This is a genomic window from Kribbella sp. NPDC000426 (genome assembly GCF_040300265.1).
Classification (GTDB): domain Bacteria; phylum Actinomycetota; class Actinomycetes; order Propionibacteriales; family Kribbellaceae; genus Kribbella.
The window spans coordinates 271,790-290,419 of sequence record NZ_JBEPDK010000005.1 but is presented as its reverse complement, the minus strand read 5'-3'; the positions used below and the strand labels follow the sequence as shown (position 1 = coordinate 290,419).

17 protein-coding genes are annotated in these 18,630 nt (G+C 69.6%); 11 read left to right on the top strand and 6 right to left on the bottom strand.

Annotation, left to right across the window (positions count from 1 at the left end; genetic code table 11):
- Positions 1-140 precede the first annotated feature (140 nt).
- Positions 141-1,025 (top strand): GntR family transcriptional regulator, encoded by an 885-nt coding sequence (locus tag ABT313_RS25475; RefSeq protein ID WP_350858696.1) that lies wholly within the window; start codon positions 141-143, stop codon positions 1,023-1,025.
- Between the two features lie 27 nt (positions 1,026-1,052).
- Entirely contained in the window at positions 1,053-1,928 is an 876-nt protein-coding gene (locus ABT313_RS25470) for a hypothetical protein (RefSeq protein WP_350858694.1), read from the top strand.
- Here ABT313_RS25470 and ABT313_RS25465 read toward each other — a convergent pair.
- Positions 1,911-2,858, bottom strand: coding sequence for an NAD-dependent epimerase/dehydratase family protein (locus tag ABT313_RS25465; RefSeq protein ID WP_350858691.1), 948 nt, complete (start codon positions 2,856-2,858; stop codon positions 1,911-1,913). The two genes, ABT313_RS25470 and ABT313_RS25465, sit on opposite strands and share 18 nt — an antisense overlap.
- A gap of 166 nt (positions 2,859-3,024) precedes the next feature.
- Between ABT313_RS25465 and ABT313_RS25460 the strand changes: the two genes are divergently transcribed.
- The 5 genes from ABT313_RS25460 (at position 3,025) to ABT313_RS25440 (ending at position 7,012) form a co-directional block, all read left to right on the top strand.
- Positions 3,025-4,485 (top strand): LCP family protein, encoded by a 1,461-nt coding sequence (locus tag ABT313_RS25460; protein WP_350858689.1) that lies wholly within the window; start codon positions 3,025-3,027, stop codon positions 4,483-4,485.
- Between the two features lie 26 nt (positions 4,486-4,511).
- Complete coding sequence (locus tag ABT313_RS25455; RefSeq protein ID WP_350858686.1) at positions 4,512-4,868, top strand: YciI family protein; 357 nt, start codon at positions 4,512-4,514, stop codon at positions 4,866-4,868.
- Between the two features lie 93 nt (positions 4,869-4,961).
- Positions 4,962-5,330, top strand: coding sequence for a YciI family protein (locus ABT313_RS25450; protein WP_350858683.1), 369 nt, complete (start codon positions 4,962-4,964; stop codon positions 5,328-5,330).
- A 35-nt stretch (positions 5,331-5,365) separates the two neighbouring features.
- A complete protein-coding gene (locus tag ABT313_RS25445; RefSeq protein ID WP_350858680.1) occupies positions 5,366-6,175 on the top strand; it encodes an alpha/beta fold hydrolase in 810 nt (269 codons plus the stop codon).
- Positions 6,176-6,385: 210 nt separating this feature from the next.
- Positions 6,386-7,012, top strand: coding sequence for a superoxide dismutase (locus ABT313_RS25440; RefSeq protein WP_350858677.1), 627 nt, complete (start codon positions 6,386-6,388; stop codon positions 7,010-7,012).
- Between the two features lie 54 nt (positions 7,013-7,066).
- On the opposite strand, the gene ABT313_RS25435 is transcribed toward ABT313_RS25440, so the two are convergent.
- Positions 7,067-7,849 (bottom strand): alpha/beta fold hydrolase, encoded by a 783-nt coding sequence (locus tag ABT313_RS25435; protein WP_350858674.1) that lies wholly within the window; start codon positions 7,847-7,849, stop codon positions 7,067-7,069.
- Positions 7,850-8,084: 235 nt separating this feature from the next.
- Here ABT313_RS25435 and ABT313_RS25430 point away from each other — a divergent pair, with 235 nt between their 5' ends.
- A complete protein-coding gene (locus ABT313_RS25430) occupies positions 8,085-10,385 on the top strand; it encodes a M4 family metallopeptidase (protein ID WP_350858671.1) in 2,301 nt (766 codons plus the stop codon).
- Between the two features lie 318 nt (positions 10,386-10,703).
- Positions 10,704-11,009, top strand: a complete 306-nt coding sequence (locus ABT313_RS25425; protein WP_350858668.1) for a DUF3618 domain-containing protein — start codon at positions 10,704-10,706, stop codon at positions 11,007-11,009.
- On the opposite strand, the gene ABT313_RS25420 is transcribed toward ABT313_RS25425, so the two are convergent.
- Together ABT313_RS25420 and ABT313_RS25415 are read right to left on the bottom strand one after the other, a co-directional pair.
- Complete coding sequence (locus tag ABT313_RS25420) at positions 11,010-12,266, bottom strand: RNA polymerase sigma factor (RefSeq protein WP_350858665.1); 1,257 nt, start codon at positions 12,264-12,266, stop codon at positions 11,010-11,012. It lies immediately after the preceding gene.
- Between the two features lie 13 nt (positions 12,267-12,279).
- Entirely contained in the window at positions 12,280-13,218 is a 939-nt protein-coding gene (locus tag ABT313_RS25415; RefSeq protein ID WP_350858662.1) for a TIGR03564 family F420-dependent LLM class oxidoreductase, read from the bottom strand.
- 97 nt (positions 13,219-13,315) lie between these two features.
- Here ABT313_RS25415 and ABT313_RS25410 point away from each other — a divergent pair, with 97 nt between their 5' ends.
- Together ABT313_RS25410 and ABT313_RS25405 are read left to right on the top strand one after the other, a co-directional pair.
- Positions 13,316-13,849 (top strand): TetR/AcrR family transcriptional regulator, encoded by a 534-nt coding sequence (locus ABT313_RS25410; RefSeq protein ID WP_350858659.1) that lies wholly within the window; start codon positions 13,316-13,318, stop codon positions 13,847-13,849.
- Positions 13,850-13,903: 54 nt separating this feature from the next.
- Positions 13,904-16,891 (top strand): glycine--tRNA ligase, encoded by a 2,988-nt coding sequence (locus tag ABT313_RS25405; RefSeq protein WP_350860201.1) that lies wholly within the window; start codon positions 13,904-13,906, stop codon positions 16,889-16,891.
- On the opposite strand, the gene ABT313_RS25400 is transcribed toward ABT313_RS25405, so the two are convergent.
- Together ABT313_RS25400 and ABT313_RS25395 are read right to left on the bottom strand one after the other, a co-directional pair.
- Entirely contained in the window at positions 16,892-17,914 is a 1,023-nt protein-coding gene (locus tag ABT313_RS25400) for a GDSL-type esterase/lipase family protein (RefSeq protein WP_350858656.1), read from the bottom strand.
- Complete coding sequence (locus ABT313_RS25395; RefSeq protein WP_350858653.1) at positions 17,911-18,606, bottom strand: GntR family transcriptional regulator; 696 nt, start codon at positions 18,604-18,606, stop codon at positions 17,911-17,913. The genes ABT313_RS25400 and ABT313_RS25395 overlap by 4 nt, the downstream gene beginning before the upstream one ends.
- Between the last annotated feature and the right edge of the window lie 24 nt (positions 18,607-18,630).

Below are 18,630 nucleotides of genomic sequence, written 5' to 3'. Positions count from 1 at the left end.
TGGGTTCACCCATCTCGTTGTGGGTTCACCACCCGCACAACCGGGGTGGAACCCACAACGGCGTAGGTGAACCCATCCCGGGGGTGAGGTAGGACGGGGTAGGGCGCGTACGATGTATGCGCACTAGGTGGGAGGGGCGGATGACGCAGTACGAGACGATCGCAGCCGAGTTGCGGCGGCGGATCGTCGCCGGTGAGCTGAAGCCGGGGGACCGGGTGCCGTCGACGCGGGCGTTGGTGCGGGACTTCGGGGTGGCGATGGCGACCGCGACCAAGGCGCTGCAGACGTTGCAGGCCGAGCGGCTCGTGCATCCCAGCCCCGGGGTCGGGACGGTCGTCGGTCCGCCGCCCCGGGCCGCGCGTCGTCATCAGCAGCAACCCGAGCTGAATCGCGACGAGGTGATCCGGACGGGCATCGAGATCGCGGACGCCGAAGGACTTGCTGCGCTGTCGATGCGGCGGATCGCGAGCGAGCTCGGGGTGTCGACGATGGCGCTCTACCGGTACGTCGGCGGCAAGGACGTGCTCGTCGTACAGATGGTCGATTCGGCGATCGGGGAGTTCCCGCTCGGGACCCCGCCGGACGATTGGCGGGAGGCGATCGCGATGGTGGCGCGGGTGCACTGGGCGGCGTACCGGCGGCATCTGTGGCTCGCGAGTGCGATCAGTCTGAGCCGGCCGCAGTTGGTGCCGCGGTTGCTTCCGCACACGGACGCGGTGCTGCGGGCGTTGCGCGGGTTCGAGAAGAGTGCGGCGCTGTCGACGATGATCAGCCTGTTCGCGTACGTGCGCGGTGTGGCGCTGGTGATGGAGGCCGAGGCGCAGGCCGAGCAGGACACCGGCGTGACCGCGGACGAGTGGGTCACCGAGCAGTCGGGCAAGCTCGGCGCGATGATCGCGATGGGAGATCTGACCGCGTTCCGCGAGCTGCTCGCGGACGGGTTCGACTACGAGTACGACCTCGACAAGTTGTTCGAGTTCGGCCTCGAAGTCTTCCTCGACGGACTCTCTGCACGGCTACGCTGAGTGTTGACGACTGCTGCGGAGGTGGCGATGGAGCCTGTGTTCGCGCCGGGTGTGCCTGTGGGCGTACGGCGGTTGTACGAGCACCGGCCGGAGTTGTTCGTCGCGGCCGATGCGCCCCGTCCGAAACGGCAGACGTCGTGGTCGGTGGCTCCCGGGAACACGTTCGGCACGTTGCTGGTCTGGCTCGCCGTGTGCGTGGGCGGATGGATCCTCGCGTTGATCGTGATGGCGGCGACGCTGCCTACCGCGGTGGCGGCGTGGGCCGCGCTCGTGCTGGCGGGTATCGCCGTCCTCGCCACCGGCGGGATCCTGGTGAAGTCGATGGTCGAGGACCGCGGGCACAAGGCGGTCCGGGTCCAGCACGGGAAGTACCTGCTGCCGGAGGATTTCGACGAGCCCGCGGCGCGGCTGCTCGGGCGTGCGCAGCGTGCGGTGAAAACGGTGCTTGAGGCAACGGTTACCCGCCGCGGGCTGCTCGACGAGATGAAGAACGAGCTGGTTCTCCCGGAGCAGCTCTGGGACATCGCGCAGGTGTTGCGGGAACAGACGGTACTGCGGGCGCGGCAGCAGGACGTCGCCCGCGGGATGCAGACCGCCGAGCTCGACGCCGTCCTCGGGCCGCAGCGCCGCGCGCTCGCGCTCTCGGTCGACGCGATCAAACGCAAGGTCGATCTCCTCGACCGTTACGCCGACCGGGTCCGCTCCGCCGACGCCGCCCTCCGCGCCGAAGCAGCGCTGGAGGACGGCGACCGATATATCGAACTCCTCGCCCGCACCGAGCCGGTCGGCGACACGTCGATCGTCCAGGGCTTCGCCGACGAGGCTTCGGCGCTGAAGGACACCCTGACCCGCTCGATCAACGCGGCCCGGGATGCGGGCCGGACGTTAGCGCTGCCGGAGTAGCTCTTCTTCCTGCTCGGGCGTCAGGCCGATCTTCAGCTCAGGCGTGCCGCGGTCCCGGTCCCAGGCGAGTACATCTTCGACGGTTTGCCGCAGCGGTGTCACCGACATGCCCGCGGCACGAGCCTTGGCCGGGTTGCGGCGGCGTTCGCCCCACTCGGCTTCCGGGTCCATCAGCGGGAAACGCGGCGGAACCGAGTCGAACGGGATCGGGACGATGTCGACCGTCGTGCCCGACAGTTCGGCGGCTGACCCGATCAGCTCGGCGATCGTGGAGTCCGGTCCTGTCGCGTTGAACGCACCGGCCTGCTCGTCGGTGATCAGCTGTACCGCGAGGCGCGCGACGTCGCGGCTGTCGATGAGTTGCAGCGGCGCCTCGGGCTTGGTCGGCAGCGCGACCCGGCCGCCGCGAGCTCCCCGGCGGATCCAGTACAACGCCGTACCGGAGGAGTCGCCCGGACCGGTCACCCGGCCGGGACGGATGATCGTTGCCCGATCGCCGTACCGCTCGACGACGTCGTCCTCGCACGCGACCTTGCACGGCCCGTACGTGTCGTTCGTCAGTACGTCGGCATCGCGCAGCGGCTCGCGCCGCGGCGCCGTCTCGTCGGTCCCGGCCGGCAGGTCGCGGACGTACACCGCGTGGCTGGAGACGAACACATACCTCCCGACCCGGTCACCGAGGACGTCCATCGCCTGGTCGACATCGCGGGTCCGGAAGCCGCTCAGGTCGACCACCGCGTCCCACTCACCGGTCTGCAGCGCGTCGTAGTCCCCGGTCTCCCGGTCCCCGACCAGCTGCGTCACCTGAGGCGGCAGCGGTGACCCGCTCTTGCCCCGGCTGAACGACGTGACGTCGGCCCCGTGCGCCAGCGCATCCTCGACGATCGCGCGCCCGACGAACCCGTTTCCACCCAGCACCAGAATCTGCACGATCGGTCAACCTACCGGCCGGATCCTGCCGATTGACAACCGATTAACGCTGTAACACGTCTGAAGAGGTACGGGGCGCGGTACTTGGCGCACACTGGAAGCGGGACGGGCGACAGGGGAGCCAATGGGGAGACGTGCGCGCGCGGCAACGAGACGGCCACGATCGGTGCCGAAGTTGCTGGGGCTGACCCTGTTGGGCGCACTGCTTCCAGGACTCGGTTTGATCGTCGGCGGCCGCCGGAAGACCGGCGCGTTCGTCCTCACCCTGTTCCTCGGGCTGGTCGGCCTCGGCGTGTACGTCGGGCTGACCCGGCGGGAGGAGGTCCTCGCCGCCGCCGTCGTACCGAGCCGGCTGCTGCTGACGTCGGTGCTGATCGGCGCGTTGGCGTTCCTGTGGATCGTGGTGATCGTGGCGTCGCACCGGTCGTTGCGTCCGGCAACGGGCGGCGCGGGCGGGCGGGCGCTCGGGGCCGGGTTCGTCGGCATCCTCTGCTTCGCGATCGCGGCGCCCGCGGCGGTCGGCGTACAGAGCGTGCTCGCGCAGCGGACGCTGGTCCAGGACGTGTTCCAGGCGCAGGGTGAGAGCAAGAGTGCGACCCGGCCGACGACGGTCAACGTCAAGGACCCGTGGGAGGACAAACCGCGGCTGAACCTGCTGCTGCTCGGCGGCGACGACGCGCCGAGCCGCGAGGGGGTGCGGACCGACACGGTGATCGTGGCGAGTATCGACACCAAGACCGGCAACACCGCGCTGATCTCGCTGCCGCGGAACCTGACCTTCATGCCGTTCCCGAAGGACTCGCCGCTGTACAAGTACTACCCGAACGGCTTCGGCAAGGAGGGGCTCAGCCTCGACGGCCGGCTCGAGTGGATGCTGACCGCGATGTACCAGAACATCCCGGACGCGCATCCCGGCATCCTCGGCCCGTCGGACAACGAAGGCGCCGACGTGGTCAAGCAGTCGGTCGGCGAGGCGATCGGGCTGAAGCTCGACTACTACCTGCAGGTCAACCTGCAGAGCTTCCCGGAGATCGTCGACGCGCTCGGCGGGATCAAGGTCAACGTCAACGAGCGGGTCGCGATGGGCGGTATCAGCAGCTCGCACATCCCGCCGAAGGAGTGGATCGAGCCCGGCCCGAACCAGCACCTCGACGGCCGGCACGCGCTCTGGTTCGCCCGCGGCCGGTACGGCGCCGACGACGACCAGCGCCAGGTCCGGCAGCGGTGCGTGATCAAGAGCATCGTCGACGCGGCGGATCCGCAGACGCTCCTGACGAAGTACAAGGCGATCGCGAAGGCCGGTCAGCACCTGCTCCGCACCGACATCCCACAGGAGCTGCTTCCGGCGATGGTCGAGCTGGCGCTCAGGGTGAAGTCGGGCACGGTCTCGAACGTCACGCTGGACCCGGAGAAGCTCCGGCTCAAGTACCTCCACCCCGACTACCAGGCGCTCCGCGACACCGTCGAGAACGCCCTCGAGTCCACCCCGGAACCGACCGTCACGCCCACCACCCCGACCTCCACCACCCGCCGGCCGACGACGACAACCACCACCCCGCCGCCCGGCCCCACCCAGAACCTCGCCGACGCCTGCGCCTACAACCCCAACGGCGACCAGCCGAACTGAGCGCCCGAAGCGAGTAGCTTGACGGCATGCGTTTCGACCGTTACACGGTGATCTTGCTGACGCTGCGGGCGGATGCGCCGGCCATGACCGACGACGAGGCCGCTGAGCTGCAGGACCGCCATCTCGCCCACGGCGCCGACCTGCAGGATCGCGGCCTAGTGCTCGCTCGTGGACCCCTGGTCGATCAGGACGACGAGCGCTACCGCGGCTTCTCCGTCTGGTCGGTGGATCCCGAAACCGCCCGCCAACACGCCGAGGCCGACCCAGCCGTCCGCGCCGGCCGCCTGGCCGTCGACGTCATGACCTGGATGATGCCGGCCGGCAACCTGCAGTTCTCCCAGGTCCGGGCGCCCCGCTCGATCGCAGAAGTAACTGCCGACTGATCGCAGGCCGTCGCGTGTCGATCTGGCCGTAGGTCGATCGACGTGAGAGTAAGTGATCGATCGAGACGACGAGGAGCAGCGGCGATGCGCTACATGATCATTAACAAGGCGGACGCGGACAGTGAGGCCGGGAAGTTTCCGCCGCCGGAGGTTGCGGAGGGGGTCGGGAACGTGGTCGAGGATCTGTCGAAGGCCGGAGTGCTGCTGTTCGCGGAGGGTGTGCACCGCAGCTCGCTCGGCGCCCGGGTGAAGGTCGAGGACGGTCGGCGTACGGTCACCGACGGTCCGTTCGCGGAGACCAAGGAGCTGGTCGGCGGCGTGATCGTCGTGGAGGTCCGCAACCGCGACGAGGCGATCGAGTGGGCCGCCCGGCTCGCCGAGGCCCTCGGCTCTGAGGTCGAGGTACGCCGGGTCGTCGACGAGGCCGATTTCGGCCCGGACTCGGACGTCTTCCAGAACTGATGTCCATTCGTGCCACCGTCGTTCGTGGAGGTGGCATGAACAACACACTGAAGGTTCCCGAGGCGGAGTTGTACTACGAGGTGCGCGGATCAGGGCCGTTGGTGGTCCTGGTCGGCGCGCCGATGGACGCGGACTCGTTCGCGCCCCTGGCCGAGCTGCTGGCCGGTGACTACACGGTGCTGACGACCGATCCGCGAGGGATCAAGCGGAGCACCCTCAACCCCGGCGGTACGTCGCGACCCGAGCAGCGGGCCGACGACCTGGCCCGGCTGATCCGGCACGTCGACGCCGGGCCTGCCGTCGTACTCGGCTCGAGCGGGGGAGCGGTCAGCGTGCTGGCGCTCGCCCAGGAGCAGCTGGACGTCGTACGCGCGGTGATCGCCCACGAGCCGCCGCTCGACCGGCTGGTCGAGGACGGCGACGAGCTGCTCGCGAAGTCCGAGAAGCTGATGGCCGACTACCTGGCCGGTGATGTGGTCGGCGCCTGGCAGCAGTTCTTCCGGCTGGCCAACCTTGGCGTGCCCGATGAGGTCGTCGAGATGATGTTCAGCGGCGACCGCGACCCGCAGCAGGTCGCGGCCGAGCAGTTCTGGTTCTCCCACGAGATGCGCGAGACCATCACCTGGATGCCGGACCTGGACAAGCTGCAAGCGGCCAGAGTGATCGTAGGGATCGGCGAGGACTCGACCGGGCAGCTCTGCGACCGGACGTCGTCGGCGCTGGCCGACCGGCTCGGCATCGAACCCACCCGTTTCCCCGGCGGCCACACCGGCTTCGCCGATCAGCCGGACGTGTTCGCCGAGGCCCTCCGCGCGGAGCTGAAGGTCCTTCATCAGCCTCGGTGAGACTCGCTCGCCGGTCGTTGGGCGGAGTATGTGAAGCTGGGGGTGTTCGGTGTGAGTGACGCCTGCATCGGGCACCGGGGTCGAAGCGGGGTGCCGCGTTCGTCAGCGTGGTTCCTTGACCTCAACCGTGGTTCAAGTTTCAAGCTGGTGCCGCTGAGAACAGGACATCGGAGATATCGGCCCCAGACGGGCCCCGACGAAGGAGCAGAGTTGACCACGTACACGCTTCCCGATCTTCCCTACGACTACAGCGCGCTCGCGCCGAGTATCGCCGGCGAGATCATGGAGCTGCACCACGACAAGCACCACGCGACCTACGTGAAGGGTCTGAACGACACCCTCGACAAGCTGGCCGAGGCCCGCGACAAGGGTGACTTCGGATCGATCGTCGGACTCGAGAAGACGCTCGCCTTCAACCTCGGCGGGCACGTCAACCACTCGATCTTCTGGAAGAACCTGTCCCCGGACGGCGGCGACAAGCCGGACGGCGAGCTCGGCGCCGCGATCGACGAGTTCTTCGGCTCGTTCGACGGCTTCCAGGCGAACTTCACCGCCAGCGCGACCACGATCCAGGGCTCCGGCTGGGCCATCCTCGGCTGGGACGCGCTCGGCAGCCAGCTGCTGATCCACCAGCTGTACGACCAGCAGGGCAACCTGCCGGCCGGCCAGACCCCGATCGCGATGCTGGACATGTGGGAGCACGCGTTCTACCTGCAGTACAAGAACGTGAAGCCGGACTACGTCAAGGCCTGGTGGAACGTCGTCAACTGGGCCGACGCCCAGGCGCGCTTCGACGCGGCCCGCGCCGGCGCCGGCGCCCTGATCACCGGCGCCTGACAAACCCCGCAGTACGACGAAGGGCGTCCGGCTCCCGGACGCCCTTCGTGCTGTTCAGGCACAGAAGCCGGCGATCACCGGGGCGATCGCGGCGGCCTTGATCACGTGGTTCTGACCCGGTACTTCGGTGTGCCCCGCGCCCGGGACCGCCTCGGCGAGCGCGCGGGTCGACGCCTTCATCCACGCCGGGCTCTTGCCGCCGTTCACCACCTGCACCGGCTGCTGGATCGACGCCCACTGGGCCGCGTCCATCGGCTCGCCGAAGCAGTTGCCGCCGACGACCCGCGCGTCGTACGGCAGCGTGTGGGCGATCGCCTTCATCGGCTTCCAGGCCGGCATCAGCTTCATCATCGTGACGAAGATCCCGGGCAGCCCGATCCCCTTGGTGAAGAAGTAGTTGATCGCGTCCGACGGCCCGAGCGCCTCCAGATCGGCGACCCAGGTGCGCGGGATCTGGGTGCGGCTGTCGTCGACGACGTACGGCGGCTCGAACGCGACCAGCTTCTCGATCGGGAGCCCGGCCGCCGCGGCCCGGAGCGCGAGTGCGGCGCCGGACGACGAGCCGTAGACGTACGCCGATCCGCCGGCCGCCTCGATCACGGCCGCGAGGTCCTCGATCTCCCGGTCGACGTCGTACGGACCGGTGTCGCCGGAGTCGCCGCGGCCGCGCCGGTCGTAGTTGTAGACGGTGAACCGGTCGGCGAGCGCCTCGGCGACCGCGGGCATCGGGCCCTGTGTGCGGGAGCAGAGCGCGCCGTCGACGAGGACGAGCGCCGGCCCGTTCCCGCGCCGGTCGTAGGCGATGGTGGTGCCGTCCTTGGAAACGACGGTGTTCATAGTGGTTCCTCCTGGTGGGTGACGATCTCACCCCTGCGTCGAGCGTGAAGGTTCTCCCTCGACTACCTGTGACGTAGATCACTGATGCTCGCACTACGCAGTCGCCGGATGACAGGGTGCAGCCAACGCAAGCGTCCGCCCCCGCTTACGCGTGTGGGGTTCGGGCGTTCCGTCCGGGAACGAGCTTGGGGGCAAGACAACGTTCCCGGTGTCCAACGGAACTGGGAGGAAGCCCGTGAAAGTTCGTTCCTGGCTGGCCGGTCTCGCGGCCGGCGCAGTCGCACTCACTCTTGCATCGCCGAGCCTGGCCAACAGCGCAACGGCCACCTCGGTTGCCAGTGGCCCCGAGATTCGGCAGCTCGACACCCCGAAGGGTGGCGGCGCCGGCGTCGTCGCCAAGCGCGACGAGCTCGGTCGCGCGCACTCGATCCGGCCCACGACGCCGCTCAAGGCGCCGGCCGCGGTCGGTGCGAAGGCCGCCAAGGCCGCAACCAGCAAGCCCGACGCCCTCGCGGTCGCGAAGGCCCAGGTCGACGCGGTCGCGCCGTACTTCGGTGCCCGGCCGGCTGACCTGGTCGCGAGCAGCAGCGCGCTGTCGGAGTACGGTTCGCAGACCCGCTTCCAGCAGACCATCGACGGCGTCCCGGTGTACGGCGGCCAGATCGTCACCAACCTGGACAAGACCGGCGCGCTGGAGTCCGCCAACGGCGAGGTCACGCTGGCGACGTACGGCGCGTTCCCGGCCGCCGACCGGGCCGACGCGGCCAAGACCAAGGCGAGCGAGGCCGCGGTCAAGGCGGTCGCGGATCGGGCCAAGCTCGACGCCGGCAAGCTGACCGCGAAGCTGGACGGGCCGCGCTGGTTCGACCTCGGCCTGATGACCCGTACGCCGGGCTCGGCCGCGATCCCGGTCTACCTGTTCGAGGTCACCGGCCCGGGCGACGTCCGCTGGCAGGCGATGGTGCATGCCTCGGCCGGGCAGGCGCTGCTCGCCTGGAGCCTGAACGAGAACCTGAACCGCGTGGTCTGCGACGCGAACCACGCGATCATCCAGACCGGCGCCGAGGACGTCCGCTGCGGCACCGTCTTCCCGTCGGCCCGCGCCGAGGGCGAGGCCCCGTCGTCGGTCCAGGACGTCAACCAGGTCTACGAGTACTTCGGTGACACGTCCGACACCTACGCGTCGCTGGGCACCGACCTGACCGAGCTGATCGGCGCGGACTACGGCGACGGCAAGGGCAAGGCGCTGCGCGGTACCGTCCGGATCTGCGTCGACGGCGGCTGCCCGTACGCGAACGCGTTCTGGAACGGCGAGCAGATGGCCTTCGGCGAGGGCGTCAGCACCGACGACGTGACCGGCCACGAGCTGACCCACGGCGTCACCCAGCACACCTCCGGCCTGGCGTACCTGTGGGAGGCCGGCGCGATCAACGAGTCGCTGTCGGACATCATGGGCGAGTTCGTTGACCTGACCAACGGTTCCGCGGACGACACCGCGGCGAACCGCTGGCAGATCGGCGAGGGTTCGAGCCTGGGCGTGATCCGGAGCATGTCCGACCCGACCAAGTTCGGCGACCCGGACCGGATGCGCAGCGCGAACTGGTTCGACGACGAGTTCTTCCAGGACAACGGCGGCGTGCACTTCAACTCCGGCGTCGGCAACAAGGCGGCGTACCTGATCGCGGACGGTGGCGCGTTCAACGGCCAGAAGATGCTCGGCATCGGGCTGGCCCGCTCCGAGGTGCTGTGGCACGAGACCCAGAAGGTGCTGACCACGGGCGCCGACTACGGCGACCTCGCCGAGGGGCTGCGCGCGACCTGCGCCAAGCTGGCCAAGAAGAAGAAGTCGGGCATGACCAAGGCCGACTGCGCGCAGGTCGAGCTGGCGATCAAGGCGACCGAGATGGACTTCGAGCCGGCCATCGGCAAGCCGGCCCAGGCGCCGGTCTGCGACACGGCGGGCGCGAAGGTCAAGAACCTGTTCAAGGACAGCTTCGTCGAGTACCCGGACGGCAAGGTCGTCCGGGACGCGGGCTGGGTGCTTGGCAAGGCTGAGGGTCTGGACGGCTCGCTGGTCGACACGTCGTACTCGCTGGACGGTGACGACTCGATGCTCGGCGTGGTGACCGCGCCGGATCAGTCGATCAGCCTGCAGACGGCGAACGGTACGAAGATCAAGAACCCGAAGACGTACCTTCGCTTCACGCACGCGTACAACTTCTACAATGTGTTCTTCATCTTCGGCGTCCGCACCGGTACGTCGACGCTGGAGTACTCCGACAACGGCGGCGCGACCTGGAAGGACAGCGCCGACCTGAAGTGGGTCAACGGCCCGACCGTGGACCCGAACTTCACCGACGAGCCGGCCGCCTGGCACGGCAACTCCGGCGGCTGGGAGACCAGCCGGCTCGACCTGACGGACTTCCAGGGCAAGCAGCTGAAGTTCCGCTGGACCGAGCACGGCAAGGACTTCGCCGACCTGCTCCCGGCGAACTGGTGGCTCGACAACGCCGCCATCTACACCTGCTCCAAGTAGTCCTCCGCAGTACGACGAAGGCCCGGCGGACCCCTCCGCCGGGCCTTCGGCTGCGTAGCGTGACGCGATCTGGGTACCGGGTGGCCAAGCCGAACACGGGAGGCGGCCAATGACTACGCGTCCGGAACTGAAGCAGAACGAGAACGTCGGTGCCCTCGTCAGCGAGGTGACCAGCGACACGGACTCGGCGTACTGATCGCCGCGGCCGTCCTCGGCCTGGCCACCGCGTGGCCCGCCCGTACCGCATCGTGCCGTCGACGGCGTGCACGAGGACCTGGAAGCGCTCAAGGGACACCAGCCGGAAGGGAAGGTCGCGTCATGAGCACCACCAAGAACGGAGCGCACCGAGAGCCGATGTCGGACTCCGAGACGCTCCGCGTCGACCTGGAGGAGACCCGCCAGCACCTCGCGGACACGGTGCAGGAGCTCAGCCGCCGGCTGAACGTCCCGCACCGCGTCAAGGAGACCGCCGGTCAGGCCGGCCAGAAGATGAAGGAAGTCCCCACCGCGATGAAGGACCTGCCGGCGATGACCAAACGCCACCCAAAGGCAGCCGCAGCCATCGGAGGCACCGCGGTAGCCCTCGGCGTCGGAGCAGCCTGGATGGCCCGCCGGCACAGCTAGCTAGCAGGCGGCGGCGCGTTCGAGGAGAAGCTTTCGTTCGCGTTCGTTGCGGGTCAGGGCGGCAGCCTTCTCGAATTCCTCGCGGGCTTCGGGGAGGCGGCCGAGTTTGAACAGCAGGTCGCCGCGGACGCTCGGCAGTAGGTGGTAGTCCTTCAGCGACGGGTCGTCGGCGAGGGCGTCGACGGCTTCCAGGCCGCGTTCGGGCCCGAATGCCATCGAGATCGCGACCGCCTGGTTCAGCTCGACCACCGGTGACGGCGTGACCTGCGCGAGTACGGCGTACAGGCCGGCGATCCGCGCCCAGTCCGTGTCTTCCGGGTCGGCGGCCCGGGCGTGGCAGGCGGCGATGGCGGCCTGGAGGAGGTACGGGCCGGGTGGTTTCTCCAGGGCCCAGGCGCGGTCGATGCCTTCGAGGCCGCGGCGGATCAGCAGCCGGTCCCAGCGGCGGCGGTCCTGGTCGAGCAGGAGCACCGGCTCGCCGTCCGGTCCGGTACGGGCGCCCGCCCGGGACGACTGCAGCTCCATCAGCGCCAGCAGACCGAGTACTTCGGGCTCGGTCGGCATCAACTCGGCGATCAGACGGCCGAGCCGCATCGCCTCGTTGCACAGCGCCGGCCGCATCCAGTCGTCGCCCGCGGTCGCGGAGTACCCCTCGTTGTAGATGAGGTAGACGACCTCGAGCACGGACGACAGCCGATCCAGCAGATCGGGCCCGGACGGTACCTCGAACTCGACACCGGCCTTGGCCAGGTTCTTCTTCGCGCGCACGACCCGCTGGGCGATCGTCGTCTCCGGCGCGAGGAACGCGCGGGCGATCTCGTCGGTCTTCAGCCCGCCGAGCAGCTTCAGCGTCAGCGTCACCCGCGCGTCCATCGTCAGCACCGGGTGGCACGCGGTGAAGACGAGCCGGAGCAGGTCGTCCTCGATGTGGTCCTCGAGGATCGCCTCCACGTCATCCTCGACGCTGTCGCCGTCGATCTCCAGCTCGTGACCCATCTCGGCGAGCTTGCGCTGATAGGTGTCCTTGCGCCGGATCAGGTCGATCGCCCGGCGCTTGGCGATCGCCATCAGCCAGGCGCCCGGATTGTTCGGTACGCCGGACTCCGGCCACTGCTCCAGCGCCGCGACCAGCGCATCCTGCGCCAGCTCCTCGGCCAGACCGACGTCCCGCACGATCCGTGCGACACCCGCGATGATCCGCGCCGACTCGATCCTCCAGACCGCGTCGACCGCCCCGTGCGCATCCGTAACCGTCACCCCGCCGATAGAACTACATGCCACGCCCCGGGGCAACCGCCGTGCCGGACCTGCGGCGCTCGGCAGCCAGGAGGAACTCGGCCGTGCGGGCCTGTTCGTCCGGAGTGCCGATCGGGGCGAGCATCAGATCGGTTGCGCCTGCGTCGCGGAAGCGGTCGAGCTGCTTTGCGATCGAGGTCTCGTCGCCCACGACCAGCACGTCGGCCGGACCGGCGGCGCCTTCCCGGTCGAGCATCGCGCGGTACTCCGGGACCTGACCGGCCAGCGCGAACTGTTCGGCGAACCGCGCCCGGACCGCGTCCTCGGCGGACGTCAGACACACACCAACCCCCGCCACGACCCGCGGATTACGGCCCCCGGCAGCGTGGGTGATCGACGGGACGACGTGCTTACTGAGTGTCTGGGGTCCGGTCATCCAGGTGATCGTGCCGTCGGCCAGCTCGCCCGCGACCTTGAGCATCGCCGGACCCAGCGCCGCGAGCAGGACCGACGGGGCCTCGGTCCCGGGCAGATCGAGCGAGCCGACCGCGGTGTACGTCTCGCCGTGATGTTCGACCACCTCGCCGCGGAGCAGCGGCCGCAGTACTTCGAGGTACTCGCGCATCCGCCGGGCCGGCCGGTCGGTGGGCAGTCCGTACATCGTGCTGACCATCCGGGCGATACCGGCTCCGATGCCGAGCGTGAGCCGGTTGCCGACCGCCGCTTGCACGGTCAGCGCCTGCTTCGCGAGCACGAGCGGGTGCCGCTGGGGGAACGGCACAACCGCGGTCCCGAGCTCCACACCAGGAGCTGCCGGACCCGCGACCGCGAGCGTGGTGAGCGCGTCCCAGCCCACGCCGTGCGTCACCCAGGCGGAGCCCACGCCGCCCGCGGCCGCCTCCTGGATCTGGCGGGTGATCTCCGGCACTGGGGCCGGTCCACGGACGTCGCCGAACGCCATGCCAATGCGCATCAAGAGTCTCCTGAGAGGTTAAGTGGGGTGGTCCCCCGGTTAATCTCCGCTACGATATGGGGGACCACCCCACTTAAGTCAAGGGACCTGCGAACAGATGCGTGCCGATGCCCAGCGGAACCGCGAGCGGATGGTCGCGGTCGCGGCCGAGGTGGTCGCCGAGCAGGGGGCGGATGCGTCACTGGAGGAGATCGCCCGTCGGGCGGGGGTCGGATCCGCGACCTTGCACCGGCACTTCGGCGGCCGGGTCACTCTGCTCGAGGCGGTGTTCCGGAGCAGCGTCGACGCGGTCTGCGTGCGGGCCGACGAGCTCCTCGATCACCCGGATCCCTTGCAGGCGTTGCAGATCTGGCTTCGCGCGATGGTTGGTCACGCCACCAGTAGCCGCGGTCTGGCGACTGCGCTGGTGCTGGGCGAGGCCTGTGGTTCGGACGCGCACGCCCGGGTGATCACGGCCGGCCGGAGGCTGCTGGAACGCGCTCAGCGGGCCGGCGCCGTACCCGCGGATGTCCGGATCGAGGACCTGCTGAAGCTCGTCAACGGCATCTCACTGGCCAGCTGCGAGGACTCCGCCCAGGCCGACCGATTGCTCACCCTGGCAATGCGGGGCATAGCACCTACGCAGAGCTAATAGACTTCGCTCCGAAACGCCCCCGAAGATGGCTTGAGGTTTGCTGTGCTCACCATGCAGGACGCGCTGCTCGCGCTGACGAAGTACTGGACCGACCGGGGCTGCATGGTCGTGCAGCCGTTCAACACCGAGGTCGGAGCCGGAACGCTGAATCCGGCGACCATCCTGCGCGTGCTCGGTCCCGAGCCGTGGCGGGTGGCGTACGTCGAGCCGAGTGTCCGGCCGGACGACAGCCGGTACGGCGAGAACCCGAACCGCCTGCAGACCCACACCCAGTTCCAGGTGGTGCTGAAGCCGGACCCGGGCAACCCGCAGGAGCTGTTCCTGGAGAGCCTGACCGCGCTCGGGATCGACATCCACGCCCACGACGTGCGGTTCGTCGAGGACAACTGGGCCAACCCCGCGACCGGCTCCTGGGGCCTGGGCTGGGAGGTCTGGCTCGACGGCCTCGAGATCACCCAGTTCACGTACTTCCAGCAGGCCGGTGGGATGACGCTCGACCCGGTGTCGGTGGAGATCACCTACGGCATCGAGCGGATCATGATGGCGCTGCAGGGCGTCTCGCACTTCAAGGACATCGCCTACGCGCCCGGCATCTCGTACGGCGAGGCGTTCGGCCAGGCGGAGTACGAGATGAGCCGGTACTACCTCGACGACGCCGACGTGGAGTCGCAGAAGCGGCTGTTCGAGGAGTACGCGAACGAGGCGCGCCGGATGATCGACGACCGGCTCCCGGTGCCCGCACACATCCAGGTACTGCGCTGCTCGCACACCTTCAACGTCCTCGACGCCCGCGGCGCCGTGAGTACGACGGAGCGCGCGAAGGCGTTCGGCCGGATGCGCACGCTGGCCCGCGAAGTCTCGCGGCTGTGGGCCGAGCGCCGCGAGGAGCTGGAGTACCCGCTGGGTCACGCCGAGCTTCCGCCCGCCGCGGCCGAGCCGACCGAGTTCCCGGCGATCACCGGGACGCGGCAGCTGACGTTCGAGATCGGCACCGAGGAGATGCCGCCGTCGGAGGTCACCAAGACCGCCGAGGCCGTGCGTTCCGCGCTGGAGGAGAAACTCGGCGCGACCCGGCTCGGCCACGGCGCGATCACGACGTACGCGACGCCGCGCCGGGTGGTGGCGTTCGTCGCTTCCGTGCAGGCCGGTGAGCCGGACGCCGAGCGAGTTGTCCGCGGGCCGAAGAAGGCCGCGGCGTACGACGCCGACGGCAACCTCACCAAGGCCGCCGCCGGGTTCGCCCGCGGTCAGAAGGTCGACCCGAGCGAGCTGCACGACCTGGACGTCGACGGCGTCGAGTACGTCGCGGTGACCAAGCCCGACCCGGGGCGTGGTGCGGCCGAGGTCCTGAGTGGTGTGCTGAGCGAGATCGTCAAGGGTCTCCGCTCCGACAAGAACATGCGCTGGAACGACGCCAACCTGTCGTTCACCCGGCCGATCCGCTGGCTCGTCGCGCTGCTCGGCGACCAGGTCGTACCGGTGTCGGTGTCGACGCTCGCTGCCGGCCGGACCACACGGGTGCACCGGACCGCCGCGCCGCCGAAGGTCGAGATCGCCTCCGCCGAGGGGTATCTCGATCTGCTCCGGATCCACGGCATCGAGGCCGATCCGGCCAAGCGCCGCTCGCAGATCGTCGCCGCGGCGACCGAGCTGGCGAAGGGTGTGAACGGCTCGGTCGACTTCGAGGGTGAGTCGGCGCTCGTCGACCAGATCGTCAACCTGATCGAGGAGCCGACGGCGATCCTCGGCGGTTTCGCCGCGGACTACCTCGACCTGCCGAGCGAGATCCTGACGACGGTGATGCGCAAGCACCAGCGCTACCTGCCGGTGCGCGACGCGGACGGCAGGCTGCTCCCGCATTTCGTTGCCGTGGCCAACGGTTCGGTGGACGAGGACGTCGTACGCGCAGGCAACGAGGGCGTACTGCGGGCCCGCTACGAGGACGCCGCGTTCTTCTGGCGAGCCGACCTGGATACGCCGCTGGAGTCGATGAAGGGCGAGCTGGAGAAGCTGGCCTTCGAGGAGCGGCTCGGCTCGATGGCCGACCGCGCGGGCCGGATCGGCCGGATTGCGCTGGCCCTGGCCGGGAAGGTGGAGCTCGACGGCGACGACCTGACCACGCTGAAGCGGGCGGCCGAGCTGGCCAAGTTCGACCTGGGCTCGCAGATGGTGGTCGAGCTGACCAGCCTGGCCGGCACGATGGCCCGCGAGTACGCGCGCCGGGCCGGCGAGACCGAGGGTGTCGCGCAGGCGCTGTTCGACATGGAGCTGCCGCGGTCCGCTGGTGACCCGGTGCCGTCGACGACGCCGGGTGCGTTGCTCGCGCTGGCCGATCGGTTCGATCTGCTGGCTGGGTTGTTCGGTGTCGGTGCGAAGCCGACAGGTAGCTCGGACCCGTTCGCGTTGCGTCGTGCGGCGGCCGGTGTGGTCGCGATCCTGCGTGAGCACCCGGAGCTGCGGGCGATCACGCTCGAGACGGGGCTGCAGGCAGCGGCCGCGGAGATCGGTGCCCAGGGCATCGACGTACCGGCGGAGTCGCTGCACGAGGTGGCCGAGTTCACCGTCCGGCGGTACGAGCAGCAGCTGCTCGACCGGGGCGACGACCACCTCCAGGTGGCCGCAGTGTTGCCGTTGGCAACTGCTCCGGCCGCGGCCGACGAGACGCTGAAGTCGCTGCAGGGCCTGGTCGGCAACAGCGACTTCGCCGACCTGGTCGCCGTTCTCCAGCGGGTACGCCGGATCGTGCCGGAGGGCACCGAGGCGTCGTACGACTCGAGCAAGCTCACCGAGCCGGCCGAGGTCGTGCTGCACGAGGCAGTGCAGAAGATCGGCCAGGCCCCGACCGGCCTGTCCGACTTCGTCGCCGCCGCGTCGGTCCTGGTCGAGCCGGTCAACGCCTTCTTCGACGAGATCCTCGTGATGGCGAAGGAGCCCGAGATCCGGGCCGCCCGCCTGGGCCTCCTCGCCACCATCAGCCAACTCGCCGCGCCGGTCCTCGACTGGCAGGCCCTCGGCACAAGCCTCAGCCCGACCGAGTGATCAGTCGAGCGTGAGCAGTTCGGCGAGGCGGGCGCCGATCAGGCGGTAGCCGTCGGGCCCTGGATGCACTTCATCGGCATACAGGGCCCGGGCTTCGTCCGAGCTGAGGATCGTCCGGCCGTCGATGACGCGTACGCCGGGGTCCGTGCGGGCGCCGAACTCGACGCAGGCGCGGATGTCGTCGAGCGTGAGGCCGACCGCGTTCGGTTTGCCTTCGCGATCCGGGGCGGGCAGCGGGGTGATGACGACCAGCGGAGTCTGCGGATGGCCGTCGCGAATGGTGGCGATGAACGACTCGACCTGGCCGGGAAGCGTCCGGCCGCTGTACGTCGCGCCGCCGTAGATGTTGATGCCGAGACACAGCGAGATCAGCCGGGCCGGCAGGTGGCGGATCGTGCGAGCCGCGATCGGGTCGAGGTGACACTCGCCGGCGAATCCGAGATTGACGCCGTCCCAGCCGTTCTTCCGGGCGACCAGCGCGGGCCAGGTCTCCGACGGTCCGTACGCGCCGCCGGCCTGGGTGATCGAGCTGCCGTAGCTGATCCACCGCGGCCCGGTCGGCGCCAGCGGCTCGGCTGTCGCCGACTCGTTTCCCACCCCACCGCTCCGGCCAGGGCGGTCGAAGGACACCTCCCGCAGCGCGATCCGCCCGGCCTGCGGGAGCCAGATCTCGACCTCGACCGGCTTTCCCGGCAGGTCGACGACCAGTCGTTGCTCGCCCTCCCGCACCGTGCACCGCTGGTGCAGCTCGCCGTCGACCAGCACGTCGACGGGCGCGATCCTGGTGTAGATGCCCATCGTTGCGCGGAGCTCCAGCTCCACCGAGGTCGCCGAGGTACGCCAGGCTCCGCGCACGCCCGCCGGTGTCGCGGCACGCTCCCACAACCGGTGGCCGGCACGGTCCGGATAGCCGGTCCAGTCCGACACCTGGAGGTCACGGCCGCGGGGATCGAGTCGCCAGAACGTCGTCCAGCCGTCGGCGTCGACCTCGCGGTGCTGGTAGCCGGTCCACAAGTCGCTCATGACCGGCCTCCTCGGATGCCCCGCAGCGACCGGGCGGCGGGTTGGTCGGCGGCGGACGTCAGGCGAGCGACCGCGCGGGCACCGAGGCTCGCCTCGACGTGGGCGAGCATGACCGTCGTCGCGGTGGCGGAGTCGCCGGCCGCGATCGCGTCCACCAGAGCGCGGTGCTCGGAGTGCGTGCGGTCCAGGTCTTCCTCGGTCCGGCCGTCCTCGAGCGCCAGCCTGCGATAACGGTCGGCCTTGTCCCACAGCCCGTCGAGGTGCTGGACCAGCAGTTGGTTGTGCGACGCGGTGTAGATCGCCACGTGGAAGCGCCGGTGCGTGAGCAGCTCGGCAGATCCGGGGTCGGTGCGCAGCGGGCGCAGCTCATCAGCCGTCTGCCGGATCAGCGCGAGATCCTCGCGGGTACGGCGTTCGGCTGCGAGGCCGGCAGCGAGCGGGTCGAGCGAGCGGCGTACCTCGATCAGGTCGCGAGCCTCCTCGAGCGTCAACCGGGTGACGCGGGCGTCGCGGTGCGCGTCCAGCTCGACCAGGCCCTCGGTCATCAGCCGGCGCAGTGCCTCGCGCAACGGCGTCGTACTCACGCCGAGCTCGCGGGCGAGGGCGGCCTGCGGGATGACCGCACCCGGGACGAGGTCGCCCCGGAGCACCTGCTCCCGGACGAGGTCGTAGGCGGCTTCTGCCTTCGTCACCCCGGGCTCCTTTCGGTTATAACA

Coding starts and splice junctions, on each gene's coding strand:
- ABT313_RS25475 (WP_350858696.1), top strand. CDS start 141: ATGACGCAGTACGAGACGATCGCAGCCGAGTTGCGGCGGCGGATCGTC.
- ABT313_RS25470 (WP_350858694.1), top strand. CDS start 1,053: ATGGAGCCTGTGTTCGCGCCGGGTGTGCCTGTGGGCGTACGGCGGTTG.
- ABT313_RS25455 (WP_350858686.1), top strand. CDS start 4,512: ATGCGTTTCGACCGTTACACGGTGATCTTGCTGACGCTGCGGGCGGAT.
- ABT313_RS25450 (WP_350858683.1), top strand. CDS start 4,962: ATGATCATTAACAAGGCGGACGCGGACAGTGAGGCCGGGAAGTTTCCG.
- ABT313_RS25445 (WP_350858680.1), top strand. CDS start 5,366: ATGAACAACACACTGAAGGTTCCCGAGGCGGAGTTGTACTACGAGGTG.
- ABT313_RS25435 (WP_350858674.1), bottom strand. CDS start 7,849: ATGAACACCGTCGTTTCCAAGGACGGCACCACCATCGCCTACGACCGG.
- ABT313_RS25425 (WP_350858668.1), top strand. CDS start 10,704: ATGAGCACCACCAAGAACGGAGCGCACCGAGAGCCGATGTCGGACTCC.
- ABT313_RS25415 (WP_350858662.1), bottom strand. CDS start 13,218: ATGCGCATTGGCATGGCGTTCGGCGACGTCCGTGGACCGGCCCCAGTG.
- ABT313_RS25410 (WP_350858659.1), top strand. CDS start 13,316: ATGCGTGCCGATGCCCAGCGGAACCGCGAGCGGATGGTCGCGGTCGCG.
- ABT313_RS25405 (WP_350860201.1), top strand. CDS start 13,904: ATGCAGGACGCGCTGCTCGCGCTGACGAAGTACTGGACCGACCGGGGC.
- ABT313_RS25400 (WP_350858656.1), bottom strand. CDS start 17,914: ATGAGCGACTTGTGGACCGGCTACCAGCACCGCGAGGTCGACGCCGAC.